This is a genomic window from Luteimonas sp. GW821-FHT14E02 (assembly GCF_058803905.1).
This window is the reverse complement of sequence record NZ_JBXAPK010000005.1, coordinates 1-26,270: the sequence shown is the minus strand read 5'-3', so window position 1 is coordinate 26,270 and position 26,270 is coordinate 1. Positions and strand designations below refer to the sequence as shown.

The 26,270-nt window shown below is 66.4% G+C and carries 25 protein-coding genes and 1 tRNA gene; 24 read left to right on the top strand and 2 right to left on the bottom strand.

Going from position 1 to position 26,270, the window contains the following annotated elements:
• The first annotated feature begins 87 nt into the window (after positions 1 to 87).
• Positions 88 to 327, top strand: a complete 240-nt coding sequence (locus tag AC1RNP_RS09570; RefSeq protein ID WP_493051029.1) for a DUF6289 family protein — start codon at positions 88 to 90, stop codon at positions 325 to 327.
• Positions 328 to 382: 55 nt separating this feature from the next.
• On the opposite strand, the gene AC1RNP_RS09565 is transcribed toward AC1RNP_RS09570, so the two are convergent.
• On the bottom strand, positions 383 to 1,315 hold the full coding sequence (locus AC1RNP_RS09565; RefSeq protein ID WP_493051028.1) for an AraC family transcriptional regulator: 933 nt from the start codon (positions 1,313 to 1,315) through the stop codon (positions 383 to 385).
• Positions 1,316 to 1,572: 257 nt separating this feature from the next.
• Here AC1RNP_RS09565 and AC1RNP_RS09560 point away from each other — a divergent pair, with 257 nt between their 5' ends.
• The 8 genes from AC1RNP_RS09560 (at position 1,573) to AC1RNP_RS09525 (ending at position 11,514) form a co-directional block, all read left to right on the top strand.
• The gene (locus AC1RNP_RS09560) at positions 1,573 to 4,806 is read left to right on the top strand and encodes an efflux RND transporter permease subunit (protein WP_493051027.1); all 3,234 of its coding nucleotides are present in this window, start codon (positions 1,573 to 1,575) and stop codon (positions 4,804 to 4,806) included.
• Positions 4,803 to 5,948, top strand: a complete 1,146-nt coding sequence (locus AC1RNP_RS09555) for an efflux RND transporter periplasmic adaptor subunit (RefSeq protein ID WP_493051026.1) — start codon at positions 4,803 to 4,805, stop codon at positions 5,946 to 5,948. The genes AC1RNP_RS09560 and AC1RNP_RS09555 overlap by 4 nt, the downstream gene beginning before the upstream one ends.
• A gap of 198 nt (positions 5,949 to 6,146) precedes the next feature.
• Entirely contained in the window at positions 6,147 to 6,719 is a 573-nt protein-coding gene (locus AC1RNP_RS09550) for a GNAT family N-acetyltransferase (RefSeq protein WP_493051025.1), read from the top strand.
• Positions 6,716 to 7,387, top strand: a complete 672-nt coding sequence (locus AC1RNP_RS09545; protein WP_493051024.1) for an esterase/lipase family protein — start codon at positions 6,716 to 6,718, stop codon at positions 7,385 to 7,387. Before AC1RNP_RS09550 ends, AC1RNP_RS09545 begins: the two co-directional genes overlap by 4 nt.
• A 96-nt stretch (positions 7,388 to 7,483) precedes the next feature.
• On the top strand, positions 7,484 to 8,215 hold the full coding sequence (locus tag AC1RNP_RS09540) for a YebC/PmpR family DNA-binding transcriptional regulator (RefSeq protein ID WP_493051023.1): 732 nt from the start codon (positions 7,484 to 7,486) through the stop codon (positions 8,213 to 8,215).
• 207 nt (positions 8,216 to 8,422) lie between these two features.
• Positions 8,423 to 8,959, top strand: coding sequence for a crossover junction endodeoxyribonuclease RuvC (ruvC, locus tag AC1RNP_RS09535; protein ID WP_493051022.1), 537 nt, complete (start codon positions 8,423 to 8,425; stop codon positions 8,957 to 8,959).
• 4 nt (positions 8,960 to 8,963) lie between these two features.
• A complete protein-coding gene (ruvA, locus tag AC1RNP_RS09530; protein WP_493051021.1) occupies positions 8,964 to 9,551 on the top strand; it encodes a Holliday junction branch migration protein RuvA in 588 nt (195 codons plus the stop codon).
• Between the two features lie 25 nt (positions 9,552 to 9,576).
• Positions 9,577 to 11,514, top strand: a complete 1,938-nt coding sequence (locus tag AC1RNP_RS09525; RefSeq protein WP_493051020.1) for a potassium transporter Kup — start codon at positions 9,577 to 9,579, stop codon at positions 11,512 to 11,514.
• A 147-nt stretch (positions 11,515 to 11,661) separates the two neighbouring features.
• Here AC1RNP_RS09525 and AC1RNP_RS09520 read toward each other — a convergent pair whose 3' ends face one another.
• Positions 11,662 to 12,300, bottom strand: a complete 639-nt coding sequence (locus AC1RNP_RS09520; protein WP_493051019.1) for a hypothetical protein — start codon at positions 12,298 to 12,300, stop codon at positions 11,662 to 11,664.
• An 81-nt stretch (positions 12,301 to 12,381) separates the two neighbouring features.
• Here AC1RNP_RS09520 and pdxR point away from each other — a divergent pair, with 81 nt between their 5' ends.
• From pdxR to AC1RNP_RS09445, 15 genes are all read left to right on the top strand, one after another.
• Positions 12,382 to 13,806, top strand: a complete 1,425-nt coding sequence (gene pdxR / locus AC1RNP_RS09515; protein WP_493051018.1) for a MocR-like pyridoxine biosynthesis transcription factor PdxR — start codon at positions 12,382 to 12,384, stop codon at positions 13,804 to 13,806.
• 90 nt (positions 13,807 to 13,896) lie between these two features.
• Positions 13,897 to 14,889 carry an LLM class flavin-dependent oxidoreductase gene (locus tag AC1RNP_RS09510; RefSeq protein WP_493051293.1) on the top strand — a complete coding sequence of 331 codons (993 nt, stop codon included), beginning with the start codon at positions 13,897 to 13,899 and terminating at the stop codon, positions 14,887 to 14,889.
• Between the two features lie 42 nt (positions 14,890 to 14,931).
• Complete coding sequence (ruvB, locus tag AC1RNP_RS09505; protein ID WP_493051017.1) at positions 14,932 to 15,969, top strand: Holliday junction branch migration DNA helicase RuvB; 1,038 nt, start codon at positions 14,932 to 14,934, stop codon at positions 15,967 to 15,969.
• Between the two features lie 127 nt (positions 15,970 to 16,096).
• Positions 16,097 to 16,519, top strand: a complete 423-nt coding sequence (ybgC, locus tag AC1RNP_RS09500; protein WP_493051016.1) for a tol-pal system-associated acyl-CoA thioesterase — start codon at positions 16,097 to 16,099, stop codon at positions 16,517 to 16,519.
• A 6-nt stretch (positions 16,520 to 16,525) separates the two neighbouring features.
• Positions 16,526 to 17,320 (top strand): protein TolQ, encoded by a 795-nt coding sequence (gene tolQ, locus AC1RNP_RS09495; RefSeq protein ID WP_493051015.1) that lies wholly within the window; start codon positions 16,526 to 16,528, stop codon positions 17,318 to 17,320.
• Between the two features lie 92 nt (positions 17,321 to 17,412).
• The gene (gene tolR / locus AC1RNP_RS09490) at positions 17,413 to 17,856 is read left to right on the top strand and encodes a protein TolR (protein ID WP_493051292.1); all 444 of its coding nucleotides are present in this window, start codon (positions 17,413 to 17,415) and stop codon (positions 17,854 to 17,856) included.
• Complete coding sequence (gene tolA, locus AC1RNP_RS09485) at positions 17,856 to 18,809, top strand: cell envelope integrity protein TolA (RefSeq protein WP_493051014.1); 954 nt, start codon at positions 17,856 to 17,858, stop codon at positions 18,807 to 18,809. The genes tolR and tolA overlap by 1 nt, the downstream gene beginning before the upstream one ends.
• 176 nt (positions 18,810 to 18,985) lie before the next feature.
• Positions 18,986 to 19,249, top strand: coding sequence for a cell envelope integrity TolA family protein (locus AC1RNP_RS09480; protein ID WP_493051013.1), 264 nt, complete (start codon positions 18,986 to 18,988; stop codon positions 19,247 to 19,249).
• A gap of 157 nt (positions 19,250 to 19,406) precedes the next feature.
• A complete protein-coding gene (gene tolB, locus AC1RNP_RS09475) occupies positions 19,407 to 20,729 on the top strand; it encodes a Tol-Pal system beta propeller repeat protein TolB (RefSeq protein WP_493051012.1) in 1,323 nt (440 codons plus the stop codon).
• 64 nt (positions 20,730 to 20,793) lie between these two features.
• On the top strand, positions 20,794 to 21,315 hold the full coding sequence (gene pal, locus AC1RNP_RS09470) for a peptidoglycan-associated lipoprotein Pal (RefSeq protein ID WP_493051011.1): 522 nt from the start codon (positions 20,794 to 20,796) through the stop codon (positions 21,313 to 21,315).
• A gap of 17 nt (positions 21,316 to 21,332) precedes the next feature.
• A complete protein-coding gene (gene ybgF, locus AC1RNP_RS09465; RefSeq protein ID WP_493051010.1) occupies positions 21,333 to 22,190 on the top strand; it encodes a tol-pal system protein YbgF in 858 nt (285 codons plus the stop codon).
• A 52-nt stretch (positions 22,191 to 22,242) separates the two neighbouring features.
• On the top strand, positions 22,243 to 22,920 hold the full coding sequence (gene queE, locus AC1RNP_RS09460; protein ID WP_493051009.1) for a 7-carboxy-7-deazaguanine synthase QueE: 678 nt from the start codon (positions 22,243 to 22,245) through the stop codon (positions 22,918 to 22,920).
• Positions 22,921 to 22,968: 48 nt separating this feature from the next.
• Complete coding sequence (queC, locus tag AC1RNP_RS09455) at positions 22,969 to 23,652, top strand: 7-cyano-7-deazaguanine synthase QueC (RefSeq protein ID WP_493051008.1); 684 nt, start codon at positions 22,969 to 22,971, stop codon at positions 23,650 to 23,652.
• Between the two features lie 95 nt (positions 23,653 to 23,747).
• A tRNA-Lys gene (locus tag AC1RNP_RS09450) sits at positions 23,748 to 23,823 on the top strand.
• 357 nt (positions 23,824 to 24,180) lie between these two features.
• The coding region (locus AC1RNP_RS09445) for a beta strand repeat-containing protein (protein WP_493051007.1) at positions 24,181 to 26,270 on the top strand (2,090 nt) is incomplete at its 3' end.

The window sequence follows — 26,270 nt, the reverse complement described above, 5'->3', positions numbered from 1 at the left end:
GCGTTGCGACGGCATTGGCAATCTGCCGTCGCGGCCGGTGCTATGGTCGGGCGGCGGAAATGGATCCGCGTCGATCATGGAGGAAGTATGCGCATTCGCAGGAAAACCGCGGTCAGGCTCATGCTGGTCGCAGCGCTGATCACGATCTCGGGGCTGGTGTCCGCCCGATGGCCCATCCTCGGAGAAGAGTGGGCCGAGATCACCTTCTACAACAGCAGCGGCGTGGCGATAGGTGGGATGCGGGTCGAATGCGACGGAAGCATTCTCACCTGGGGCAAGGACACGGGGCAGCGCAACTTCACGCTCCACCCGTGCAATCCTTGGTAGAAATAATCCGTTGAAGTGAATCCTGCGGGAGCGGCTACGGCCGCTCCCGTTCACGTCATCCGGCTTGCGAGGCTCTCGCCAGCCCGATATCCGAACGCGGCGGCGCGCCGAACAGGCGCTTGTATTCGCGGCTGAACTGCGAGGGGCTTTCGTAGCCGACGCGATGTGCGGCGGTGTTGGCCTCCAACCCGTCCATCAGCATCAGCCTGCGCGCCTCGTGCAGGCGCATCTGCTTCTGGAACTGCAGCGGCGACATCGACGTGGCCGCCTTGAACTGGTGGTGCAGGGACGACACGCTCATGTGCACCGAATCCGCGAGCTCATCGATGCGCAGCGGCTGCGCGTAGTGCTCGCGCAGCTGCGCCACCGCCCTGGCGATGCGATTGGAGCGGCTGCCGGCGGTGGCGAGATCGCGCAAACGGTGACCGAGGTCACCTGTCAGCACGCGGTAATAGATTTCGCGTTTCATGGACGCGGACAGCACCGGTACGTCCTGCGGATTATCCAGCAGGCGCATCAGGCGCAGCACGGCGTCGAGCAGTTGCGCGTCGGCGCGCGCGGCGTACAGGCCGCGATCGACCTGGACCGGTGCCGGCGGCGGCTCGACATCGCGCAGCAAGGAAGAGATCTCATCCAGCTCGATGTCCAGGCGCAGCGCCAGATAGGGCTTCTCGGGCGTGGCATCGATCACACCGCTGGCGGCCGGAAGCGGCATCGAAACGACCAGGAAGTGCAGCGGGTCGTAGCGATACGTGTCGCCGGCCAGCATGACGATCTTGCTGCCCTGCGCCACGAACGCCAGCCGCGGCTCGTACACGGACGGGATGCACGGCCCGGGCGCGCTGGCGCGATAGGCGAAGAGCTTGGATATGGACGTCGTGTGATTGCCGTCCTCGGGCGTCAATCGGGCAATCCGGTCAGCAAGCTCGGCTTGCTGCGCGTGTTGCGCGCGGGCGGCGATGGAGTCGGCGGAAACACTTGAATGCATGACGGAATACCTTGTTCTGCCGTTGCGGCGATTATGCGCGCCGGTTCCGGGTATCGTGAGTACATCTCGGCACGGATTGCAGGATTAGGCAATTCTCTGACAGCAATGAACTAACGCCGGTGAATACGACCGGCGTAGCTTGATCGACAACGCTCGGCGCACCATCCGCCTCTTCCCGGTTTGTTGATTTCACGGGCAGGGGTTGAAGTTGTTTCCGTGGCGAGATGTCCCGCCTCCCCCACACCGGGATTCTCATCATGTGGATCGTCCAATATGCGTTGGCACGCCGTTACACCATCGGCGTGCTAGCGATCCTGATCCTGCTGTTCGGCACGCTGGCGGCACGGCGCATGCCGACCGACATCCTGCCGGAAGTCGGCATTCCCTCGATCAATCTGGTCTGGACTTATAGCGGTCTGCCGGCGGCGGACATGGCCGCCAAGATGACCACGTTCTCCGAGATCGCGATCCTCAACAGCGTCGACGACATCAAGGAAGTGCGATCGGAAACGATCAACGGCGTCGCCATCATCCGCATCGATTTCCAGCCGAACGTCAGCCTGGATCGCGCGTACAGCCAGATCACCTCCATCTCGCAGACGATCCTGCGGCGCATGCCCACCGGCACCTCGCCGCCGATCGTGGTGCGCAACAGCCTGTCCAGCACGCCGGTGCTGCAGTTGGTGCTGTCCTCGGATTCGATGTCGCAGGCGCAGCTGTACGACTACGCGCGCCTGCAGCTGCGTTCGCAGATCCAGACCATCCCGGGCATCCGCATGAGCCTGCCCTACGGCGGCGCGCCGCGGCAGATCATGGTCGATCTGAATCCTTCCGCATTGCAGACCTACGGCCTGACGCCGGCGGACGTGACCAACGCACTGGAGCGCGGCAATCCGACCTTGCCATCGGGCTCGATCCGCGAGGGCGCGCGCGAGATGCAGATCTCGCTCAACGTCAGCCCGGCCACCACCGCCGAATTTCTCGATCTGCCGGTCGCCAACCGCGACGGCAGCATCATCTACGTGCGCGACATCGCCTCGGTGCGCGATGGCGGCGCACTGCAGACCAACGTCGCGCGCATGGACGGCGCCAACGCGGTGTCGGTGGCGCTGATCAAGATGGGCGGCGCCTCGGCTGTGGAGATCGTACGCGCGGTGCGCGCCAAGCTGCCGGAAGTGCTGGCATCGGCACCGCCGGGCATGCGGATCGAGCCGATCTTCGATCAGTCGGTGTTCGTCGACAACGCCATCGGCTCGATCCAGCACGAAGCGGTGCTGGTGGGCCTGCTGGTGGCGTTCGTGGTGCTGGTGTTCATCGGCTCGTGGCGTTCGAGCGTGATCGTGCTGTCGGCGATTCCGCTGGCGCTGCTGGCTTCGGTGTCGATGCTCGACCTGCTCGGCTACACCTTCAACGTGATGACGCTGGGTGGTCTGGCATTGGCGATCGGCATCCTGGTCGACAACGCGGTCGTGGACGTGGAGAACACCAACCGTCACATCGCGATGGGCAAGGACGTGCGCACGGCGATCCTGGACAGCGCCAAGGAAGTGGTGTTTCCCGAAATGGTGTCGACGATCGCGATCTGTATCGTGCTCACGCCCATCCTGCTGATGACCGGCCTGTCGGCCTGGGTGTTCACGCCGCTGGCGCTGGCGGTGATCTTCGCGATGGCGGCCTCGTTCCTGTTGTCGCGCACACTCATTCCGGTGCTGTGCTACCTGCTGCTGCCTGCCGATATCGAGAGTCGCAAGAACCCGCGCTGGGCCCCTGAGAAACTGCTGCTGTCGGTCAATCATCGCGTCGAGCATGTTCTGGAGAATCTGCGTGAACGCCATCACGCCCTGCTGGTGCGGCTGGGCCATCATGGTGGTGTGCTGACGCTGGCGGCGCTGCTGACACTGGCGCTCGGCGTCGGTGCGGCGCTGATGCTGGGGCGCGACTACTTCCCGCAGGTCGACGCCGGCCAGTTGCGCATGCAGGTGCGCATGCCGCCCGGCACGCGACTGGAGCAGACCGCCGCGCGCCTGAGCGACATCCAGAACGAGATCCGCCGCATCATCCCCGCCTCGGAACTGCAGACAGTCTACGAACAGATCGGCGTGCCCGAGGCCTACAACATGTCGATCGTGGACAGCACCGTGGTCGGTGCGTTCGAGGCCGAGGTGCAGGTGCAGTTGCGTTCGCCGCATGCGCCCAGTCATGAATACCTGGCCGCCATCCGGCGGGTGATCGCGGAGAAGTTTCCCGGTGTGGTGATGTTCGAGCGCCCGCCCGATGCCACCAGCCGCACGCTGGCCGGCTCGGCGGCCGCGGCGTTCGAGGTGCGACTCGCCGGTCGTGACGTTCCCGGCAATCTCGCCGCCGCGCGCGCGATCGAGCGCGAACTGCGCGAGGTTCCCGGCGCGGTGGATGTGGGATTGCGTCAGGTGCTGGATCTGCCGGAGTACCAGATCAAGATCGACCGCACCCGCGCCGCGCAGCTCGGACTCGACGCGCAGCAGGCCAGCCGCGCCGTGCTGGCGGTACTTGGCTCGGCCGGCACGGTCACGCCGGTGTACTGGACCGACACCGCCAATGCGCTCGCCTACACCGTGCAGGTGCAGGCGCCGATCACCGAACTTGGCGATGCCGAAACCCTGCTCAACATGCCGCTGCGCATCGGCGGCGACGGGCAGGCGGTGCTGCTGCGCAGTATCGCCACGATCACGGCCCGCAAGGTGCCGGCGAGCCTGGCGCGCACCACGCTGGCGCCGACGATCAGCGTGCTCGCCAACGTGCAGAACAGCGATCTTGGCTCGGTGTACGACCGCCTGCGCGCGATCGTCGCGCAGCAGGAAGGCAATCTGAAACCCGGCAACCGCATCGAGATCGTCGGCCAGGCCGGCGAGATGCAGAGCGCTTACGGCGAACTCGCCGCCGGCCTGCTGATGTCGGCGGTGCTGGTGTTCCTGGTGCTGGTGGTGAACTTCCAGTCGTGGATCCAGCCGCTGGTGGCGATGTCGGGCCTGCCGATCGCGATCGCCGGTGCCGCCGTCGCGCTGTTCGTCACCGGCACCTCGCTCAGCGTGCCGGCGCTGATGGGCGTGATGATGGTGATCGGCGTGTCGACCGCCAACTCGGTGCTGGTCACCAGCTTCGCCCGCAACCTGATCGCCGAAGGCCATGATCCCGAGATGGCCGCCTACGAATCCGCCGCCGTGCGTCTGCGCCCGGTGCTGATGACGGCCAGCGCGATGGTGCTCGGCATCATCCCGATGGCGCTTGGTCTCGGCGAAGGCGGCGAGCAGAACGCGCCGCTCGGCCGTGCGGTGATCGGCGGCCTGCTGTTCGGCACGCCGGCCACGCTGGTCGTGGTGCCGTCGATCCTGGCCGTGCTCGGTCGCCGTCTGAAGCGCCATGCCGCGGCGACGCAAACGACGCAAACCGACCCTCTTCCTTCTTCTTCATCTTCTTCAGGCGGCGAAACCGCCGATGCCGGAGTTCCGTTATGAGTTCCGCCACCTTCATCCAATCCGCTCCCGTTCGTGCGCTACTTGCGGTGGTGTGCGCCGCCGCGTTGGCGACGCTGGCCGGTTGCGCGCGCAGCGACGCCGAGGAAACCAAGCCGGGTGCGAGCGCATTGCCGCAAGTCCTCGTGGCCAATGCCCGCGCCGCGGACGCGGCCTACGCTTTGAGCCTGCCGGCACGCGCGCTCGCTGGAGAATCGGCGCAGTTGTACGCACGCGCCACGGGACTCGTGTCCGAACGCCGCGTCGATCTCGGCGACAAGGTCGCCGCGGGGCAGGTGCTGGCGGTGATCTCGACGCCAGAAGTCGATTCGTCGGTGCGCGAGGCGCAGGCGGACGTGATCAGTGCCCGCGCCAATGAAGAACTGGCGAAGACCAATTTTGATCGCGCCGCGGTGCTGGTGCGGTCCAATGCGATCTCCAAGGAGATGTACACCGATCGCAAGGCTGCCCAGGATGCCGCGATCGCCGGCCGCGCCGCCGCGGAGGCGCGGCTGGTGAGTGCTCGCGAACGCCAGGGCTTCCAGGTGGTGCGCGCGCCGTTCGCCGGTGTGATCGCCGCGCGCAACATCGAACGCGGCGATCGCGTGGTCGGCGACTCGGCCTCCTCGGCCACGCCGATGTTCACCGTCAACGTGCTCGATCCGCTGCGCGTGGTGGTGGACGTGCCGCAGAGCGCCGCTTTGCAGGTGCGCCCCGGCCTGCGCGCCGAAGTGAGCTTCCCGGAACTGCCGGGCGAAACCTTCCAGGCCGAAGTGATCCGCAGCGCGCAGAGCATCTCCAGCAGCATCGGCGCGATGCGCGTGGAACTGCGTCTGCCCAATCCCGACAATCGCATTCCCGCCGGCATGGTCGGCGAGGTGAAGCTGTCGGTGCCGCGCACCGCCGCCGCGGTGATCGTGCCGGAGTCGGCGGTGATCACCGACGCCGACGGCACGCGGGTCGCGCTCCTGGGGCCGGCGTCGAAACTCGATTACCGACGCGTCAAGGTCGGGCGCAATCTCGGCGGCGAGATCGAGATCCTCGACGGCATCGCCGCCGGTGATCAGATCGTGCTGGCGCCGAACGCCTTGCTGAAGGCGGGCACACGCGTGGCCGCCAAGAAGAATCCGCCGCCGGCGGCGTAAGCAGGCAGGCGATGATATCTGTCCGATCGCGCGGTAGCCGTGCGGTCGTTTCGCGCCGGATGCCATTCCTTGAGAAGAGCGTGATGGCGACGTTGCAAGGACATCCGGTCGGGCCGCCATTCCCCGCCCATGCGTTGCACGCCACGAAGAGCCGATGCTAGCCTCCGGCTGTAACTGCGTGACGACATGCCTGCGCGAATGACCGAACAGCGACCGAATCTGGTGATCCGCCGTGCCGTGCCTGCCGATGCGCAGGCATTGTCGACGCTGGCGGCACAAACCTTCATCGAAACTTTCGGGCATCTGTATCCGCCGGAGGACCTGGAGTTCTTCCTGCGCGAGACGTATTCGGTCGAAGCGCACGCCAGGTTGCTGAACGATTCGGCCTACGCGTTCTGGTTGCTGGAGCGTGATGGTTCCGAAGCCATTGGCTATGCGCTGGCCGGCCCTTGCGGTCTGCCGCATGACGAAGTCGCGCCCGGCGATGGCGAACTCAAGCGCCTGTACGTGCGGCGGTCGCTGCAGAACGGCGGCTGGGGCGGGCAGCTGTTCCGCGCCGTGATCGATTGGCTGGAGCGTGACGGCCCGCGCACGCTGTGGATCGGCGTGTGGTCCGAGAATCTCGGTGCGCAGCGCTTCTACGAACGCCACGGGTTCCGGCGCGTGGGCGAATACGAATTCCCGGTCGGTCGGGTGCGCGATCTCGAATTCATCCTGCGCCGCGAAGCCTCGGCGCAACCGGTCGGCCGGCCTCGGAGCGAGGCGGCATGAGCGGGCCGGCATGGGCAGGCCGGCGTGAGCGGGCCGGCTCCGGCGGGCCTGCATTGAGCAAACACGTCGTGCTGCTGCACGGCATCTGGAACGCGCGCGCCTGGCTGACGCCGCTGGCGGTGCGCTTGCGGGAGGCGGGATTCACGCCACGCATCCTCGGCTACGCCAGCGTGGTCGGCGGCCCGGAAGCGGCGCTGCCGGCGTTGATCGAAACCTTGCGGGCATCGCCCCAGACCACCATCGTCGGGCACAGCCTCGGCGGCATGATGGCGCTGGAAGCCCTGCGCCGCGCGCCGGACCTGCCGGTCACGCGCGTGGTCTGCCTGGGCTCGCCCTTGCGCGGCAGTACGACCGCGCGGCACCTGGCGGCGCTGCCCTGGGCATTGCCGGTGCTGGGCAGGAGCGCGGAATTCCTGCAGCGCGGATTCGAGGCCTGGGAGGGCGTGGCCGAGGTCGGCATGGTGGCCGGCAACGTGCCGCACGGCCTCGGGCGGCTGTTTCCGGACTTCGATCTGGCCTCGGACGGCACGGTGGCGCTGGAGGAAACGCGCCTGCCCGGCCTGCGCGACCATTGCGTCGTCGCTTCCAGCCACAGCGGCCTGGTGTTCTCGGCGCAGGCGGCGCAGCAGGCGGCCGCCTTCCTGCGCGAGGGGCGTTTCCTGCACTGAAACGGCTGATCCGGCCCCATTCTGGCCCGCCCGGCACCTCCGGTGGGCATCAGGTAAAATGCGCGGTTTCGTCCATTCGCGCCGCCTGAACAGCCCATGGGTAGAGGTCCTTCCATCGAAGCCCGCAAGAACGCCGAGGATGCCCGGCGCGGGAAAATCTTCACCAAGATCATCCGCGAGATTTCGGTCGCGGCACGCAGCGGCGGCGGCGATCCGGGCGGCAATCCGCGCCTGCGCAGCGCCATCGACAAGGCGCTGTCGGCGAACATGTCCAAGGACGTGATCGAACGCGCGATCAAGAAAGCCACCGGCGCGCTGGAAGGCGTGGAATACGAGGAAATCCGCTACGAGGGTTACGCCCCGGGCGGCGTCGCGGTGATCGTGGACTGCCTCACCGACAACAAGGTGCGCACCGTGTCCGATGTGCGCCATGCCTTCGGCAAGTTCGGCGGCAATCTCGGCACCGACGGCTCGGTCGCCTTCATGTTCAAGAAGCTCGGCGTGCTGAGCTACGCGCCCGGATCGAGCGAGGAGAAGATCACCGAGGCGGCCATCGAGGCAGGCGCCGACGACGTGGTGGTGTATGCGGACGACGGCTCGATCGACGTGGTGACGGCGCCGGAGAGTTTCGCGGAAGTGCGCGATGCGATGACCGCCGCCGGACTGGCGCCGGGTCACGCCGAGGTGACGATGCGCGCCGACAACGACATCGCTGTGGAAGGCGAGACCGCGCAACAGGTGGCCAAGCTGCTGAATTGGCTGGAAGATCTCGACGACGTGCAGAGCGTGTATTCGAACGCCGATCTCGGCGACGCGGCATATGCGTGACGCGACTTGCCTTTCCCTTCTCCCCTGGGGAGATCGAAGCCGCTTCAAGCGGCTGAGGGCTCCGAAGGGGCGGATGAGGGTAGGAGAATTCCGTGTCATGGAACGTTCTTTGGCAAGTCGTTTTCCCGCCCTCATCCGGCGCTACGCGCCACCTTCTCCCGGAGGGAGAAGGGAACAGCGCGCGATTGCCTGCGATTGAATGCAGCCGTGACCCGCATCCTCGGCATCGATCCGGGCTCGCAGCGTACCGGCGTCGGCATCATCGACGTCGACGCCACGGGCAAGACGACACACGTCTTTCACGCGCCCCTGAACCTGTTGGGCGGCGATACGGGGCCGGAAGGCGGCTTTCCGGCGCGATTAAAGCGATTGCTCCAAGGATTGTCTGAGATCATTGACACGCATCGACCCGACGAAGTCGCGATCGAGCAGGTGTTCATGGCCCGCAATCCGGATTCCGCATTGAAGCTGGGACAGGCGCGAGGCGCGGCGTTGTGCGCGGCGGTGATGCGCGATCTGCCGATCCACGAATATGCCGCGAAAGAAATCAAGCTGGCATTGGTGGGAAAAGGCGGCGCCGACAAGGTGCAGGTGCAGCACATGGTGGGGGTCATGCTCAATCTGAAAGGCAAGCTGCAGGCCGACGCCGCCGACGCCCTGGCCGTGGCCATCACGCATGCGCATGTGCGCGCGACCGCGCGCAAGCTCGGCGTGAACGCGCGCGAAGCCTGGAGCAGGAAGTGATCCGATGATCGGGCGGCTCAAGGGCATTCTCATCCACAAGCAGCCGCCCTGGCTGGTGGTGGACGTGCACGGCGTCGGCTACGAGCTGGAAGCGCCGATGAGCACGTTCTACGACCTGCCGGAGGCCGGACGCGAGGTGGCGCTGTTCACGCACTACGCGCAGAAAGAGGATTCGGTGTCGCTGTACGGCTTCCTGAGCGAGGCCGAGCGCCAGCTGTTCCGCGATGTGCAGCGCGTGAGCGGCATCGGCGCCAAGATCGCGCTGGCGGTGCTGTCGGGGGCGTCGGTGGACGAATTCGCCCGCCTGGTGCAGACCAGCGATGTGCAGGCGCTCACGCGCATTCCCGGCATCGGCAAGAAAACGGCCGAACGCATGGTGGTTGAATTGCGCGATCGCGTCGCCACCATGGGTTCCACCACCACCGCGATTGCCGGCAAGGCGCCGGCCGATCCTCTTTCGGAGGCGACCATCGCCCTGCAGCAGCTCGGCTACAAGCCGGCCGAAGCGCAGCGCATGGCCAAGCAGGCACACGCCGACGGCGACGCCGCCGAAACCATCATCCGCAAGGCGCTACAGTCCGCGCTGCGCTGAGCAGCGGTACGGCGACCGGAGAGTCATGGGCAATTCTTCCAACAATCATAATTCCGACGCGCACGCATCGAACACGCATGCATCGAATCACGGCCACGGCAAGATCGGATTGCCGGCGCTGGTGATCGGTGCGATCGGCGTGGTGTTCGGCGACATCGGCACCAGCCCGCTGTACACGCTGAAGGAAGCGTTCTCCGAGCACTACGGACTGGTCGCCGACCACGACACCGTGCTCGGCATCCTGTCGCTCGTGTTCTGGGCGCTGATGATCATGGTCACGCTGAAGTACGTGCTGATCATCATGCGCGCCGACAACGAAGGCGAGGGCGGCATCATGGCGCTGATGACGCTGGCGCAGCGCACGCTCGCCAAGGGCGGGCGCTCGGCGTATGCGGTCGGCATCCTCGGCATCTTCGGCGCGTCGCTGTTTTTTGGCGACGGCGTGATCACGCCGGCGATCTCGGTGCTGTCGGCGGTGGAAGGCCTGGAAGTGATCGAGCCGAAGCTGCATCCGTTCATCGTGCCGGTGACGGTGGCGATTCTGCTGGTGCTGTTTCTCGTGCAGCGCCATGGCACGGAGCGGGTCGGCCGCATCTTCGGGCCGATCACGATCCTGTGGTTCCTGTCGCTGGCGGTGATCGGCGTGATCAACATCTTCCACAATCCGGAAGTGATCAAGGCGATCAATCCGTGGTGGGCGGTGAAGTTCTTCATCGATCACAGCTGGCACGGCATCTTCATCCTCGGCGCGATCGTGCTGGCGGTGACGGGCGGCGAGGCGCTGTACGCGGACATGGGCCATTTCGGCCGTTTCCCGATCCAGGTGGCCTGGAATTTCTTCGTGCTGCCGTCGCTGATGCTCAACTATCTGGGGCAGGGCGCGCTGGTGCTGGAATTCCCGGACGCCGCGAAGAACCCGTTCTATCTCGGCGTGCCGGAATGGGCACGCTGGCCGATGATCGCGCTCGCCACCGCGGCGACGGTGATCGCCTCGCAAGCGGTGATCACGGGTGCGTATTCGGTGGCGCGTCAGGCGATGCAGCTGGGTTACATCCCGCGCATGCAGATCCGTCATACCTCGCGCGAGACCATCGGCCAGATCTACATCCCGTGGATCAACTGGATGCTGATGATCGCGGTGATCGCGCTGGTGCTGGCATTCCGCTCCTCGACATCGCTGGCCTCGGCCTACGGTGTTTCGGTGGCCGGTACCATGCTGATCGACACCTTGCTGCTTGCCCTGCTGGTGCGCGCGCAGTGGAAGCGCGCCAGGGTCTGGGTATTGCCGGTGTGCGCGGTGGTGGTGGTCATCGACATCGGCTTCCTCATCGCCAACGGCGTGAAGTTCTTCCACGGCGCGTGGTTCCCGGTGGTGCTGGGCATCATCGTGTTCACGATGCTGCGCACCTGGCGCCGCGGCCGCGAGCTGCTGCATGAGGAAGTGCGCAAGGAAGGCATCCAGCTCGACAGCTTCCTGCCCGGCCTGATGCTGGCGCCGCCGGTGCGCGTGCCGGGCACGGCGATTTTCATGACCGCCGACCAGGGCGTGGTGCCGCATGCACTGCTGCACAACCTCAAGCACAACAAGGTGCTGCACGAGCGCAACGTCTTCCTCACCGTGGAGACGCTGGGCGTTCCGCATGCGCCAAGCGAGAAGCGTCTGAAGATCGAGGCGATCGGCAACGACTTCTATCGCGTGCTGATCCGCTTCGGCTTCATGGAAACGCCCGACGTGCCGCTGGCGCTGATGCGTTCCTGCGATCAGGGTGGGGTGTATTTCGATCCGATGGACACCACGTATTTCGCCAGTCGCGAAACCATCGTGGCCAGCCGCCACCGCGGCATGCCGGTCTGGCGCGACAAGCTGTTCGCCTTCATGCATCGCAATGCGGCGCCGGCGACGGGATTCTTCCGCATCCCCGGCAATCGCCTGGTCGAGTTGGGTGCGCAGGTCGAGATCTGATGGGGCCTGCGAGGGGCCTTCGCAAAATGCTCGTCATCCCGGCGAAAGCCGGGATCCAGCTTCTTCTCAACGGAAGCGCGTCTCTGGACGAAAGGCTGGATCCCGGCTTTCGCCGGGATGACGAGCGACAAAGCGCCGCGCTCGCGCCTATGGATTGTCAGTCACGCGCGTGTCCGTCGCGATCCAGTTGACTTCCCACGTCTTGCCGCCGTCGCCGGAATAGGACTGCACGAACCGATATTTGTCCGACGTGATCGGGGTGATCACGAAGCGGACCAGCACCGCGCGGCCATCGTTGAAGTCCTGGCCGTAGAACACGCCGACGCCGTCCTTGAATTCGCCGTACACCGGCGGCGTCAGCGTGCCGACGCGACTGTTGGAGAAATTGAGGCTCCATTGCCGCGTCTTCGGGTCGTACAGGCGCCAGCTGGCGCCTTCGATGTGAAGGTCTCCACCGTCGGCAACCAGCTCCACCAGGTTGGAGCGGCCATCCCACACCCTGCGGATCACGGACGTGCCCGTGAGCTCGGCCCATTGGGGCGGGGCGCCGCTGAGGGGATTCAGCAGCAGCTTCAGATGCGTCTTCCAGGTGCCGATTTCCCAGTCGAAGTCGTGCTGCCCGTCGGACGGCTGGGCCGCGGGCATTGGCGAGGGAGGTGGCGCGGTCTGCGCGAGCGCGGGTGGCAGGATGGCGAGGCCGCAAGGCAGCAGGCAGGCCAGCAGGCAGGCCAGCAGGGGATTGCGGAGGCGCGGACGCTTCGGGCGACGTGTCGGACGTGCGGACATGAGGGCTCTCCCGAGAGATGGTCGCGAGGACTCTAGGCCCAGAGTGGTAATGTGCCTATCACCACTTTGTGGTTAGGCGCCATGACCACTTTGCATCTGTCCCTCGATCGGTCCGGCGGCGTTCCGATCCATCGCCAGATCTATGACGGACTGCGCCGCGCCATCCTCGATGGCGTGTTGCGGCCGGGCCAGCGCATTCCCTCGACGCGCACGCTGGCGGCGGAGCTGGCCGTCTCGCGCCTGCCGGTGCTGACGGCCTACGAACAGCTGCTGCACGAGTGCTATCTCGAAGGGCGGGCAGGGTCGGGGACGTTCGTCAGCGCGGCGCTTCCGGACGATCTCCTGCAACTCCAGGCGCCGGCTCGGCCGGGCCGGGCCGTCCATCCGCCGCCGCCGATCCGCGACGACGGCGGGCTCGGCCCGTTCCGCATGAGCCTGCCGGCGCTGGACCAGTTCCCGCAGGCGGCGTGGTCGCGATTGGTGGCGCGGCATGCGCAGGCACTTCCGCTCGCGCAGATGGCCTACGGCGATCCGGCGGGAGTGGCGGCGCTGCGCATGGCGATCGCCGAGCATCTGCGCGCCGCTCGCGGCGTGCGCTGCGAGGCCGAACAAGTGCTGATCGTGTCCGGCTCGCAGGCGGCGCTGCGTCTGGCCGCGGTGGTGCTGCTGGCGCGCGGCGATCGCGTGGCGATGGAAGAGCCGGGTTATCCGGGCGCGCGTGTCGCACTGGGCGCGGGCGGCGCCGGGATCGTGCCGGTGCCCGTGGACGAGGAGGGCATCGACGTGGCCGCGTTGCAACGGCATGGCGAACACGTGCGCGCGGTGTATGTGACGCCTTCGCACCAGTATCCGCTGGGAATGTCGATGACCGCGGCGCGACGCCTGGCGTTGCTGGACTGGGCATTCCGGAACGACGCCTGGGTGCTGGAGGACGATTACGACAGCGAATACCGCTACGTCAGCCGTCCGCTCGGCGCATTGCAGGGCATGGATGCGCACGAACGCGTGATCTACATCGGCACCTTCAGCAAGGTGCTGTTTCCCGCGCTGCGGATCGGGTACCTGGTGGTGCCGCCATCGCGCGTGCCGGATTTCACCGAGGCGCGCAGAGTCTTCGACCTGTTCTCGCCCACGCTGTATCAGTCGGTACTCGCGGAATTCCTGCGCGAGGGTCATTTCGCCCGGCATCTGCGCCGCATGCGCGGCGTGTATCTGGCGCGGCGCGATGCACTGCTTGCGGGGTTGGCGCAGCATTGTGGCGATCGGCTCGTGGTGCATAACGCCGATGCGGGGTTGCACGTGGCGGTGCTGCTGTCGGACGGACTCGACGACAAGGACATCGTGCGACGCATGACGCAACGCGGCCTGACGGCGACTGCGCTGTCCACGTGCTACGCCGGTCCGGATCGCCGCAGCGGATTGCTGCTCGGATTCGGCGGCTCGGAAGAGCAGAGGCTGTTCGAGGCCACGAAGATCCTGGGCGAGATCCTGCGAACCCCGCCGTGAACCACGCGCGGATCGCAGTATCCCGCCCGTGCCACTGACATCGGCATGCGGCCGCCGCAAGATGCCGGCATTCTCGACGATGTGGCAACGATGCTCCCGTATTCGCTTCTCGATCTCGCCCCGGTCACCGAGGGCAGCGATCCCAGCCAGGCCTTCGCCAATTCGCTTGATCTGGCCCGCCATGCCGAGGCGCTTGGCTACCGCCGCTACTGGCTCGCCGAGCACCACAACATGCCGGGCATCGCCAGCGCGGCGACCGCGGTGCTGATCGGACACATCGCCGGCGGCACGCATACGATCCGCGTCGGCGCCGGCGGCATCATGTTGCCCAATCACGCGCCGCTGCAGGTGGCCGAGCAGTTCGGCACGCTCGCGTCGCTGTACCCCGATCGCATCGACCTCGGTCTCGGTCGCGCGCCTGGCACCGATCAGGCCACGGCGCGCGCGCTGCGCCGCTATTTCGACAGCGCCGATGCCTTCCCGCACGACGTGGCCGAGTTGCTGCGCTATTTCGATCCCGCGCAGCCGGGACAGGCCGTGCGCGCGGTACCCGGTGCCGGCATCGACATGCCGGTGTGGCTGCTGGGCTCCAGCCTGTTCAGTGCCCAGCTGGCGTCGATGCTGGGACTGCGCTTCGCCTTCGCCTCGCATTTCGCCCCGGCGGCGATGGAGGAGGCGCTGGCGTTGTACCGGCGCGACTTCAGGTCGTCGAAATATCTGCAAGCGCCCTACGCCATGCTGGCCTTGAACGTGGTGGCCGCCGACAGCAGCGCCGAGGCGCGGCGCCTGTTCACCACCCAGCAGCAGAGCTTCGTGCGCCTGCGCCGTGGACAGCCGGGGCTGATCCCGCCGCCGATCGACGACATCGAGGCCTACTGGACGCCGCCGGAGAAGGCGATGACCGAGGCGGCGCTGGCCTGCGCCGTGGTCGGCGATGCAGCCGAAGTGCGCGAAGGCATCGCGGCGTTCGCGAGCCGCCACCAGCCGGACGAGCTGATGTTGACGGCCAACATCTTCGATCACGCCGCGCGCAAGTATTCCTTCGCCTTGGCGGCGCAAGCGTTCCAGGGCTCGACGGCCTGACCGAAAGCGGTCTTCCGGGCCCGGTCATGCGAACATAAGCGCATGACAGAAGACCGCCTCATCGCCGCCGGCGCCACGCGCGAGGACGACGCCGTCGACGCCTCGATCCGCCCCCGGAGTCTGGCCGAATATCTCGGCCAGCAGCCGGTGCGCGAGCAGTTGGCGATCTACATCGAAGCGGCCAAGCAGCGCCGCGAGGCGCTCGACCACGTGCTGATCTTCGGGCCGCCCGGACTCGGCAAGACCACGCTCTCGCACGTGATCGCCAACGAGCTCGGCGTCAACCTGCGCATCACCTCCGGTCCCGTGATCGAGAAGGCCGGTGATCTGGCCGCGCTGCTGACCAACCTGCAGCCGCACGACGTGCTCTTCATCGACGAGATCCATCGCCTCTCGCCGGTCGTGGAGGAGGTGTTGTATCCGGCGATGGAAGATTTCCAGATCGACATCATGATCGGCGAGGGCCCGGCCGCGCGCTCGATCAAGCTCGACCTGCCGCCCTTCACCCTGATCGGTGCCACCACGCGCGCGGGCCTGCTCACCGCGCCGCTGCGCGACCGCTTCGGCATCGTGCAGCGGCTGGAGTTCTACAGCGCGGAAGAACTGACGCGCATCGTGCGCCGCTCGGCGCAGATTCTCGGCATCGACTGCGTCGCCGAGGGCGCCGGCGAGATCGCGCGGCGCTCGCGCGGCACGCCGCGCATCGCCAACCGCCTGCTGCGGCGCGTGCGCGACTACGCGCAGGTCAAGGCGAGCGGCCATATCGATCACGAGGTCGCCCACGCGGCGATGCAGATGCTCAAGGTCGATCCCGAAGGCTTCGACGACCTCGACCGCCGGCTGCTGCATCTGATCATCGACAGTTTCGACGGCGGCCCGGTCGGCGTGGAATCGCTCGCCGCGGCGCTGAGCGAAGAGCGTGGCACGCTCGAAGACGTGATCGAGCCCTATCTCATCCAGCAGGGATTCCTCGTGCGCACCGCGCGCGGGCGCATGGCCTCGCACAAGGCCTATCGGCATCTCGGCCTGCAGCCGAAGGGCCGGGAGCCGGGTGCCGGGGAGCCGGAGGCGCTGTTTTGAGATGTGTTTGCCCGTCATTCCCGCAGAAGCGGGAATCCAGTGACTTTGCCCTTCGGGAAACATGCGGCGCCGGTACGAAAGACGCCAAATTCCCCACCTTTGCCGGGATGACGGGCAAGAGGCCTTCATGAACGATACATTCAGCCACCCCGTCCGCATTTACTGGGAAGATACCGACGCCGGTGGCGTGGTCTATCACGCGCAATATCTGGCGTTTCTGGAACGCGCACGCACCGAGTGGCTGCGCGCGCGCGGATACGGCCAGGAACTTTTGCGCGAAGCCTACGATCTGGTGTTCGTGGTCCGGGCGATGCGGATCGATTTCCGCAAGCCCGCGCGTCTGGATGACGCGCTCGACGTGACGGTGAGCTTGCGCCAGTGCCGCCGCGCCAGCCTGGTGATCGCGCAGGCGATCCGTCGCGGCGACGACACACTGCTCGATGCGGAGGTGCGGGTCGCGGCGGTAGGCGCCGGCGATTTCCGCCCGCGCGGCATTCCCGAACCTTTGTACGACCAACTCAAACTTCTCGAAGACAAGATTGCGGAGTAACAACGGATGAGTGCATTGCCCATGCTGCTGCAAACCACGGCCGAGCCGCTGCCGGAGCAAGCCGCCGCCGCCGCGACCGAGCTGGCCGCCGATCCCGCCGCCGCCAACACGGCCGCAGCCGCCGGCAATCACCTCGACATCGTCCAGCTGGTGCTGCACGCCTCGATCCCGGTGCAGTTCGTGATGCTGCTGCTGCTGGCCGCCTCGATCGTGTCGTGGGTGATCATCTTCCGCAAGCGCAGCGTGCTCGCGCGCGCGGAGAAGGAAGCCGACCGTTTCGAGGAGCGCTTCTGGTCGGGCGCCGATCTGTCCAAGCTCTACACCGGCGCCACCGAGCGCAGCCGTGATATCGGTGGCCTGGAAGCGATCTTCGAAGGCGGCTTCCGCGAGTTCAACCGTATCCGCCAGCGCCGCGGCGTCGATAGTCGCATCCAGCTGGAAGGCGCGCAGCGTGCGATGCGCGTGACCACCTCGCGTGAACTGGATGGCCTGGAGCGCAATCTCGAATTCCTCGCCAACGTCGGCTCGATCAGCCCCTACGTCGGCCTGTTCGGCACGGTGTGGGGCATCATGATTTCGTTCCAGGGCCTGGCCAACGTGAAGGAGGCCACCATCGCCAGCGTCGCGCCCGGCATTTCCGAAGCGCTGATCGCCACCGCCATGGGCCTGTTCGCGGCGATTCCGGCGGTGTGGGCCTACAACCGCTTCGCCACCAAGGTGGAACGCATCGGCGTGCGTTACGACGCCTTCGCCGAAGAGTTCTCTTCGATCCTGCAGCGTCAGTCGCACCTGGATGAGTGACCGGTGTGTTGGTCAGCTGGTTTTGAAACAGCTAGCCCCGAAGCACCGCCACGCACGTTGAAGAGACAAGACACGAGGATTCCGACATGGCCCTGACCGCCACCGGCCGCCGCATCCGCAAGCGCAAGCTCAAGGCCGAGATCAACGTCGTGCCCTACATCGACGTGATGCTGGTGCTGCTGATCATCTTCATGGTGACCGCGCCGCTGATGAACCTGGGCGTGGACATCGATTTGCCGCAATCCAACGCCAAATCGATCGAGGAAAAGAAGGACCCGATCGTGGTCAGCGTCGACACCGAGGGCAACTACTTCCTCGCGGTGAAGGCCGGCAGCAATGAAGCCATCGGCAGTTCCGAGCTGGAAGCGAAGGTCGGCGCCATCGTGCGCCAGAATCCGAAGCAGGCGGTGTTCGTGGCCGGTGACGGCAGCGCCAACTACCAGAAGGTGATGGACGCGATGGTGCTGCTGCAGCGCGCCGGCGTGGAGAAGGTTGGCCTGATGAGCCAGCCCAAGAACGGCGGTGGTGGCAAGTAATGCGCGAGACCCGCGCCGACACTACCCAAGGCGTGTTCCTGGCGCTGCTGTTGCACGCGCTGCTGTTCTCGTTGATGTTCGTCGGGCTGTGGTGGTCGGGCAGTTCGTCGCCGGCCGGCGCGGCCGGCGCGCCGGTGAGCGCGGAGCTGATGGAGTTCAGCGATCTGTCGGCGGCGATGCGCCGCACGCTGCAGAAGCGTCCCGAGCCGGTGGAGCCGGAGCCGCCGCAGAAACAGCCGATCGAAGTCGATGCGACGCCGCTGCCGCAGCCGCTGCCCGAGCCGAATCCGCAGGATTCGCAGGTGGAGCCGCAGTTCCAGGCGCAGGAGCGCATTCCCGAGCCGTCCGACATCGACCAGGAGAAGGTCGAGCGCGACGCGATCTCGGCCGAGACGCGTGAGCGCGAGCAGGAAGAGAAGCGTCGTCAGGAGCAGATCGACCTGACCGAGCGTCAGCGCCAGGAAGAGATTGAGAAGAAGCAGCGTCTGGCCCAGCAGCAGAAGGATCAGGAAGAGCTGAAGAAGATCCAGGCCGAGATGGCCAAGGCCAAACGCGAGGCCGATCTGGCGGAGCAGAAGCTCAAGCAGATCGCCAATCTCAAGGCGTCGCAGGCGTCGCAGCAGGCGGCGGCGAGCGCGCAGCCGCCGGGTCAGCCGCAAGGCACCGACAACGGATTGCTGGCGCGCTATCAGGAAGCGTTGCGGGAAGCGATCCTGCGCAACTGGACGCGTCCGGACAACGTACCGATCGGTCAGCGCTGCCGCATCACCATCCGCCAGCTGCCGGGCGGTGAAGTCATCGATGCCAAGGTCGACCCCAGTTGTCCTTACGACGAGCTTGGCCGACGTTCGGTCGAAGCGGCCGTGCTCAAGGCGCAGCCGCTGCCGTATGCCGGTTTCGAGTCCGTCTTCAGTCGTACTCTGACTCTGAATTTTGAAGCGCAGGATCGCTAGGCCTTGCGCCCGGGTTTCCATCATCGCGTCGCACCGGAATGATTCGATATTCACGCCGCGCGATCGTGGGAGGCGTGCTCGTGCTTCTGTGCGCAGGACTCATTCCGTGGCACGGGGCAGGTCCCGAACCTCCGTCGGCGCCTGCGAGCGCTGATGCCGAACTGTTGAGGCGTTACATGGTCGCGCTTCATGGCGCGATCCTCCGCCAGTGGATGCGTCCGGAATCCGTTCCAACCGGAAAGCGTTGCCAGGTTCGGATCCGGCAACGTCCTCCCGGTGACGTGATCAGCATCGACATCGACCCGAGCTGCCCTTACGACGAAACCGGCCGGCGCTCGGTCAAGGCGGCCGTCCTCAAGGCGCAGCCGCTGCCCTATGCCGGGTTCGAGCCCGTTTTCAACCGCACCGTGGTTCTGAACTTTCAGGCACAGGATGACTAAAAGACGGCTTTAGGCCGCTAGATAGCGGCCATTCGAGGGTGAAACCCCCGCCTTCGCGGAAAATGGCCTGTAAAGGCATCACTTTCCGTTCAGCTTTGAAGCCTTGTTCATGAACACCCTGTCACGCTTTCGCATCCCCCGGATTCCCGTCCTGCCCATGACCCGATCCCTGCGACGCCTTGCCGCACTCTTCTTCGTCCTGTTGCTGCCGATGGCGGCCCTTGCACAGGAGAAGGGCCTGGAAATCGACATCGTCGGCGGCAACGCCTCGGCCCTGCCGATTGCCGTGGTGCCGATGCCGTACCAGGGCAGCGGGGCGGCGCCGGATACCGACGTCGCCAGCGTCGTGCGCGCCGATCTCGACCGCTCCGGCCAGTTCCGCGGCCTGCCCGTGAACGACATGGTCGAGAAGCCCACCAAGGGCAGCGAGATCCAGTATCCGACCTGGCGCCTGCTCAAGCAGGACTACCTGGTGGTCGGCCGCGTCGTCGATGGCGGCAGCGGCAGCTATCGCGTCGAGTACGAATTGTTCGACGTCGCCAAGCAGGAACGTCTGCTCGGCTTCGCCATGACCGCGCGCAGCAATGCCATGCGTGACGTGGCGCATCAGATCGCCGATGCGATCTACGAGAAGATTCTCGGCGTGCGTGGTGCGTTCTGGACCCGCATCGCCTACATCACCGCGGTCGGCACCGGCAAGGGCAGCCGCTATGCGCTGATGGTGGCCGACTCCGATGGCTACAACCCGCAGACCGTGGTGCGTTCGCCGGAGCCGCTGCTGTCGCCCTCGTGGAGTCCCGATGGCCGCCGTCTTGCCTACGTGAGTTTCGAGCGTGGCAATTCGTCCATCTACATCCAGGACATCACCACCGGCGGTCGCGAACTGGTGGCCAGCTTCCGCGGCATCAACGGCGCGCCGTCGTTCTCGCCGGATGGCCGCAAGCTGGCGCTGACGCTCTCGCGCAGCGGCAATCCCGAGATCTACGTGATGGACCTCGGCAGCAAGGCGCTGACCCAGATCACCAACCAGTTCGGCATCGATACCGAACCGACCTGGAGCGCCGATGGCGGCTCCCTCTATTTCACCTCCGATCGCGGCGGCAAGCCGCAGATCTACCAGGCCCCGGCCAGTGGCGGCGGCGCTACACGCGTGACGTTCCAGGGCAGTTACAACGCCAGTGCCACGGTGTCCTTTGACGGCAAGAAGATCGCCGTGGCGCAGGGAAGCGGCAACGTGTACCGTATTGCACTGCTGGATCGCAGCCTCGGGTCGCCGCGCTGGTCCACGCTGTCGCCGGGTTCGCTCGACGAATCGCCGAGTTTCGCCCCCAACGCCAGCATGATCCTGTACGCGGCCCGTGAAGGCAGGCGCGGAGTGTTGTACGCAGTCTCGGCCGATGGCCGGGTGCGTCAGCGCCTCGTGCTCGCCGACGGTGACGTGCGCGAGCCGGCCTGGGGACCGTATCGCACGCAACGCTGATCTGACCTGCATGCCAACCAACGCATTCTGCAACACCCCTCTTCACTGCTAAGGATTCGACGAGATGAACACCACCACCCGCGTCCTGCTTACCGCGCTGCTGTGCACCGCGGCCGTTGCCTGTTCCAAGAAGGTCAAGGAAACGCCGACCACCGGAAGCGAACCCGGCTCGACCACAGGCGGCGTCACCGACACCGGCCCGACTGCCCCCGGCGCCTACGGCCCGAACGATCTGGATACCGACGCCTGCCTGCGTCAGCGCGTGGTGTACTTCGACTTCGACCAGGACGGCCTGCGTCCGGAATTCCAGGCCGCGATGGCCTGCCACGCCAAGTACCTGCGCGACCGTCCGTCCGCCCGCATCACGCTGGAAGGCAACGCCGACGAGCGCGGCAGCCGCGAGTACAACCTCGGCCTGGGCGAGCGCCGCGGCAATGCGGTCTCCTCCGCGCTGCAGGCCAACGGCGGTTCGGGCAGCCAGCTCACCGTGGTCAGCTACGGCGAAGAGCGTCCGACCTGCACCGAATCGACCGAAGATTGCTGGGCCAAGAATCGTCGCGTCGAGATCGTCTACACCGCCAAGTAAGTCTTGACGGCTGAAGCATGAAGTACCGCATCGTTTCCACGATGACAGGCACAGCGGTGTTAGCGGCGGCCCTCGTGGCCGCCGCGCCCGCGTTTGCGCAACGTGCCAGCCTTGCCGATCGCGTCGCCGCGCTCGAGCAGCAGGCCGCCAACAACCAGGGCAACGTCGATCTGCTCAACCAGATCACGCAGCTGCGCAGCGACCAGCAGGCCCTGCGTTCGCAGATCGAGGATCTGCAGCAGCAGGTCGAACAGCTGAAGTCGACCAACCGCAGCCAGTACCTGGATCTCGACGGCCGCCTCAACCGTCTCGAGGGCGGGGCGCCCGCGTCACCCGGCCAGCCCGCGCTCGATCCCAATTCGGTTCCCGCCGCTTCGGTTCCCAGCACGCCGTCGCAGCCGGCCGCGCCCACGGCACCGGCGGCACCCGCTCCGACCGACAGCGCGCCCACGATCCACGGCGATGCCGGCGCGATCGCCAACCGCGCCGACGAGCGCGGCGCCTACGAAGCCGCGTTCAATGCCTTGAAAGGCGGGCAGTACGTGGATTCGGCGCAGCTGTTCCAGAGTTTCCTGCAGTCCTATCCGAACGGTGCCTACGCGCCGAACGCGCTGTACTGGCTGGGCGAGAGCTACTACGTCACCCAGAATTACAGCTTGGCGCAGCAGCAGTTCCAGGCGCTGCTCGACCGCTATCCGACCCACGACAAGGCGCCGGGCGCGCTGCTCAAGGTCGGCCTGTCGCAGTACGGGCAGAAGCAGTACGACGCCGCCGAGAAGACCCTCGCGGATGTCTCCGCGCGCTTCCCGGGCACCGACGCCTCCCGCACCGCCGAGGATCGGCTGCGCGCGATCCAGCTGTCCCAAGTAAAATAACCGTCCCACCTTGAGAATCCGCGGCCTCGCGCGCGGATTTCCGACACGCATCATGCACGCCGTAACGACAGATGCGGCCGCCGCCGCGGCGCAGCGGCTGCGCATCACCGAAATCTTCCTCTCGCTACAGGGCGAAGCCCGCGACGCGGGATGGCCGACCGTGTTCGTGCGCCTGACCGGCTGCCCGCTGCGCTGCCAGTATTGCGACACCGCCTACGCTTTCCACGGCGGCGAATGGCGCGAGATCGACGCCATCCTCGAAGAGGTCGCCAGCCATGGCGTGCGCCACGTCTGCGTCACCGGTGGCGAGCCGCTCGCGCAGAAGCGCTGCCTCCAGTTGCTGCAACGCCTGTGCGATGCCGGCTACGAGGTCTCGCTGGAAACCTCCGGCGCGATCGACATCGCCCAGGTCGATCCGCGCGTCTCGCGCGTGCTCGACATCAAGACGCCCGGCTCGCGCGAAGTGGAGCGCAATCGCTGGGAGAACCTGCCGCTGCTCACCGCGCACGACCAGATCAAGTTCGTCCTGTGCGGACGCGAGGACTACGAGTGGGCGCGTGACCTGATCGCCGAACAAAAGCTGCATGAGCGCTGCGACGTGCTGTTCTCGCCCAGCAAGTCCGAACTCGATGCCCGCGCGCTCGCGGACTGGATCGTCGCCGACCGTCTGCCGGTAAAATTCCAGCTCCAGCTGCACAAGATCCTCTGGAACGACGAGCCGGGGCGCTGAGCGCGCTCGTCCGATCCAGTGTCCGAATTTCCGAGTCCGGTTCCTCCGATGAAAAAAGCAGTCGTCCTCGTGTCCGGTGGCATGGATTCCGCCGTCGTCTTGGCCATCGCCCGCGAGCAGGGGTTCATCACCCATGCGCTCAGCGTCGCCTATGGCCAGCGTCATACCTCCGAGCTGGCCGCCGCCGCGCGCGTGTCCAAGGCGCTCGGCGCCGTGCAGCACAAGACTGTTGACGTCGACCTGCGCAGCATCGGCGGCTCCGCGCTCACCGACGACATCGACGTGCCCGTGGATTCCCATTTGAATCCGGACAGCCCGGCCATTCCCGTTACCTACGTGCCCGCGCGCAACACCATCATGCTGTCGGTGGCGCTCGGCTGGGCCGAAGTGCTGGGCGCCACGGACCTGTTCTGCGGCGTCAACGCGGTCGACTATTCGGGCTATCCGGACTGCCGCCCCGAGTTCATCGCCGCCTTCGAGCGGCTGGCCAATCTCGCCACGAAGGCGGGCGTGGAGGGCGCGGGACTGCGCGTCCAGGCGCCGCTCCAGCAGATGAGCAAGGCCGACATCGTGCGCGAGGGGCTGCGCCTGGGCGTGGACTTCTCGCAGACGGTGTCCTGCTATCGCGCCGATGCCGAAGGCCGCGCCTGCGGCCATTGCGATGCCTGCCGCCTGCGGGCCGAAGGCTTCGCCGCCGCCGGGGTCGACGACCCCACGCGCTACGTCGGTTGAGCCGATTGCCACTCGGGAAACGCGCGGAGGATGTGCGTTTCCCGACAGGTTGCTAGAATGCGCGTCCCCCGGTGCAACGCCGGGCGCAACAACTCGGGTCGTTAGCTCAGTCGGTAGAGCATCGGACTTTTAATCCGCTGGTCGATGGTTCGAATCCATCACGACCCACCATCTCTTCGCGCCGCTCCCACCCCGCCTGCCCCAGGCCGGGAGGCGCCATTCCCATTCCCGCCACGCGACCAGCGGCCAAATCCCGCCGCCAAACGGCGATGTCGTTCACGCGTTTGTGCGCTATATCACACTTTAATGGAGTGCAAGGGCCAGGGCTATTTCCTGAACGTCTTGGCAGTCCAAATTTGCCGTGTGCCTGAGTGAAGTGTGACAGACATCCGTATTGATGTTAGATTGATGTAAGTACAGAGCATTATTTCTCACCATTTCGTGAGATTTCGTGCTGGGGAATAGCTGTGGGGGAGACAGCCGGCTACGCAGCCGCTGTCGAAAAAACGTCTCTGGGGAGCAGTCAGCGTGTTCGCATTCGGTCATGGCTTTGCCGCGGCAAGTCGTCGCGTCGTCCTGTCTCTGGGATTCTGCCTGGCAGCGCTCGGGGCTCCCGTCGCTTTCGCTCAGAACAACAATGCGACCAACGTCGCGACCATCACGCCGCCATCGGGCGTCACCAATACCGGCGCGGCCTGTATCGCCGCCAATGGTGCCGGCGCGTTCAACAGCACGACCGGCGTTTGCACCGCGACCGATAGCGATACGGTCGTCACTCCCCAGCTGACCTTCACCAAGACCCATGCCGGCAATTTCGTCGTCGGCACCAACGGCACCTACACGCTGACGGTCAGCAACACCGGCACCGCGCCGACTTCGGGCACGATCACCGTCACCGACACGCTGCCCGCTGGCCTGACTTTCGTGTCGGCCACCGGCACTGGCTGGACCTGTTCCTTCGCCTCGCCGACGGTCACCTGTACCAGCACGACCGTGATCCCGGCCGGTTCGGCGGGCTCGCCGATCACGTTGACCGTGGCCGTGGGCGCCGCTGCCGCGCCGAGCGTGACCAACACCGCGCGCGCCAGCGGCGGTGGCGATCTGACCTGTCCGGCTTCGGGCACGACCGATCCGCGCTGCACCCCGAGCGACCCGACCACGGTCAACACGCCGGCGAACATCGCCGTGGCGAAGACTGGCCCGGCGGCGGTCACGGCGGGCACGAGCTATCAGTACACGCTGGCCGTGAGCAACAACGGCCAGACCGCAAGTGGCACCAATGTGATCGTGCAGGACCAGTTGCCGGCCGGCGTGATCGCCACGGCGGTGACGGGCGCGAACTGCGGCACGCTGCCGAGCGCGGCGGGCGCACTGCTGACCTGTACGATCCCGGGCCCGATCGCGGCTGGCGGATCGGTGAATGTGGTGCTGACCGTGACCGCGCCGGCGACGGGCGGATCGATCACCAACTACGCCGCGACCAATCCGACCGGCACCGGTAATCCGGGAACGCCGCCGGGCCCGGGCTGCGCGAACAACGCGACCACCAACTGCAGCAGCGCAGGCACCACGGTCAATGCGCCGCAGCTGTCGTTCACCAAGACCCATACCGGCAATTTCGTTGTCGGCACCAACGGCACCTACACGCTGACCGTCAGCAATACCGGCACGGCGCCGACTTCGGGCACGATCACCGTCACCGACACGCTGCCGACCGGCCTGACCTTCGTGTCGGCCACCGGCACTGGCTGGACTTGCTCCTTCGCCTCGCCGACGGTCACCTGTACCAGCACGACCGTGATCCCGGCCGGCTCGACGGGCTCACCGATCACGCTGACCGTGGCCGTCGGCGCCGCTGCCGCGCCGAGCGTGACCAACACCGCACGCGCCAGCGGCGGTGGTGACACCACCTGTCCGGCTTCGGGCGGCACGCAGGCACGCTGCAACCCGAGCGATCCGACGACAGTGACGGCGTCCGCCGACGTGTCGGTGACCAAGACGCTGACGACCGCGGGTCCTTATCTGATCGGTCAGACGGTGTCGTTCGACATCGTGGTGAGCAATGCCGGTCCGTCCGCCGCGACCAACGTGCAGGTGACCGACACGCTCACCAACCTGACGCTGGGCACGGTCAGCGGCGCCTGCACGGCGTTCCCGTGCACGATCGCCAGCATCGCGTCGGGCTCAACCGCGACGATCACGGTCACCGGCACGATCCAGGCCGACGGCGCCTTCAGCAACAGCGCGACGGCGACACCGACCGAGACCGACCCGAACACCGGTAACAACACCGGCACTGACGGCGACAACACCACGCCGACCGCCGATGTCTCCGTCGCCAAGACGCTGACGACCGCGGGTCCTTATCTGATCGGTCAGACGGTGTCGTTCGACATCGTGGTGAGCAATGCCGGTCCGTCCGCCGCGACCAACGTGCAGGTGACCGACACGCTCACCAACCTGACGCTGGGCACGGTCAGCGGCGCCTGCACGGCGTTCCCGTGCACGATCGCCAGCATCGCGTCGGGCTCGACCGCGACCATCACGGTCACCGGCACGATCCAGGCCGACGGCGCCTTCAGCAACAGCGCGACGGCGACACCGACCGAGACCGACCC

Coding starts and splice junctions, on each gene's coding strand:
- ybgC (WP_493051016.1), top strand. CDS start 16,097: ATGAACGATACATTCAGCCACCCCGTCCGCATTTACTGGGAAGATACC.
- ruvB (WP_493051017.1), top strand. CDS start 14,932: ATGACAGAAGACCGCCTCATCGCCGCCGGCGCCACGCGCGAGGACGAC.
- AC1RNP_RS09560 (WP_493051027.1), top strand. CDS start 1,573: ATGTGGATCGTCCAATATGCGTTGGCACGCCGTTACACCATCGGCGTG.
- AC1RNP_RS09545 (WP_493051024.1), top strand. CDS start 6,716: ATGAGCGGGCCGGCATGGGCAGGCCGGCGTGAGCGGGCCGGCTCCGGC.
- AC1RNP_RS09520 (WP_493051019.1), bottom strand. CDS start 12,300: ATGTCCGCACGTCCGACACGTCGCCCGAAGCGTCCGCGCCTCCGCAAT.
- tolQ (WP_493051015.1), top strand. CDS start 16,526: ATGAGTGCATTGCCCATGCTGCTGCAAACCACGGCCGAGCCGCTGCCG.
- AC1RNP_RS09565 (WP_493051028.1), bottom strand. CDS start 1,315: ATGCATTCAAGTGTTTCCGCCGACTCCATCGCCGCCCGCGCGCAACAC.
- AC1RNP_RS09550 (WP_493051025.1), top strand. CDS start 6,147: ATGACCGAACAGCGACCGAATCTGGTGATCCGCCGTGCCGTGCCTGCC.
- AC1RNP_RS09510 (WP_493051293.1), top strand. CDS start 13,897: ATGCTCCCGTATTCGCTTCTCGATCTCGCCCCGGTCACCGAGGGCAGC.
- queC (WP_493051008.1), top strand. CDS start 22,969: ATGAAAAAAGCAGTCGTCCTCGTGTCCGGTGGCATGGATTCCGCCGTC.
- queE (WP_493051009.1), top strand. CDS start 22,243: ATGCACGCCGTAACGACAGATGCGGCCGCCGCCGCGGCGCAGCGGCTG.
- AC1RNP_RS09555 (WP_493051026.1), top strand. CDS start 4,803: ATGAGTTCCGCCACCTTCATCCAATCCGCTCCCGTTCGTGCGCTACTT.
- tolA (WP_493051014.1), top strand. CDS start 17,856: ATGCGCGAGACCCGCGCCGACACTACCCAAGGCGTGTTCCTGGCGCTG.
- ruvA (WP_493051021.1), top strand. CDS start 8,964: ATGATCGGGCGGCTCAAGGGCATTCTCATCCACAAGCAGCCGCCCTGG.
- AC1RNP_RS09540 (WP_493051023.1), top strand. CDS start 7,484: ATGGGTAGAGGTCCTTCCATCGAAGCCCGCAAGAACGCCGAGGATGCC.
- ybgF (WP_493051010.1), top strand. CDS start 21,333: ATGAAGTACCGCATCGTTTCCACGATGACAGGCACAGCGGTGTTAGCG.
- pdxR (WP_493051018.1), top strand. CDS start 12,382: ATGACCACTTTGCATCTGTCCCTCGATCGGTCCGGCGGCGTTCCGATC.
- AC1RNP_RS09525 (WP_493051020.1), top strand. CDS start 9,577: ATGGGCAATTCTTCCAACAATCATAATTCCGACGCGCACGCATCGAAC.
- pal (WP_493051011.1), top strand. CDS start 20,794: ATGAACACCACCACCCGCGTCCTGCTTACCGCGCTGCTGTGCACCGCG.
- tolB (WP_493051012.1), top strand. CDS start 19,407: ATGACCCGATCCCTGCGACGCCTTGCCGCACTCTTCTTCGTCCTGTTG.
- AC1RNP_RS09480 (WP_493051013.1), top strand. CDS start 18,986: ATGGTCGCGCTTCATGGCGCGATCCTCCGCCAGTGGATGCGTCCGGAA.
- AC1RNP_RS09570 (WP_493051029.1), top strand. CDS start 88: ATGCGCATTCGCAGGAAAACCGCGGTCAGGCTCATGCTGGTCGCAGCG.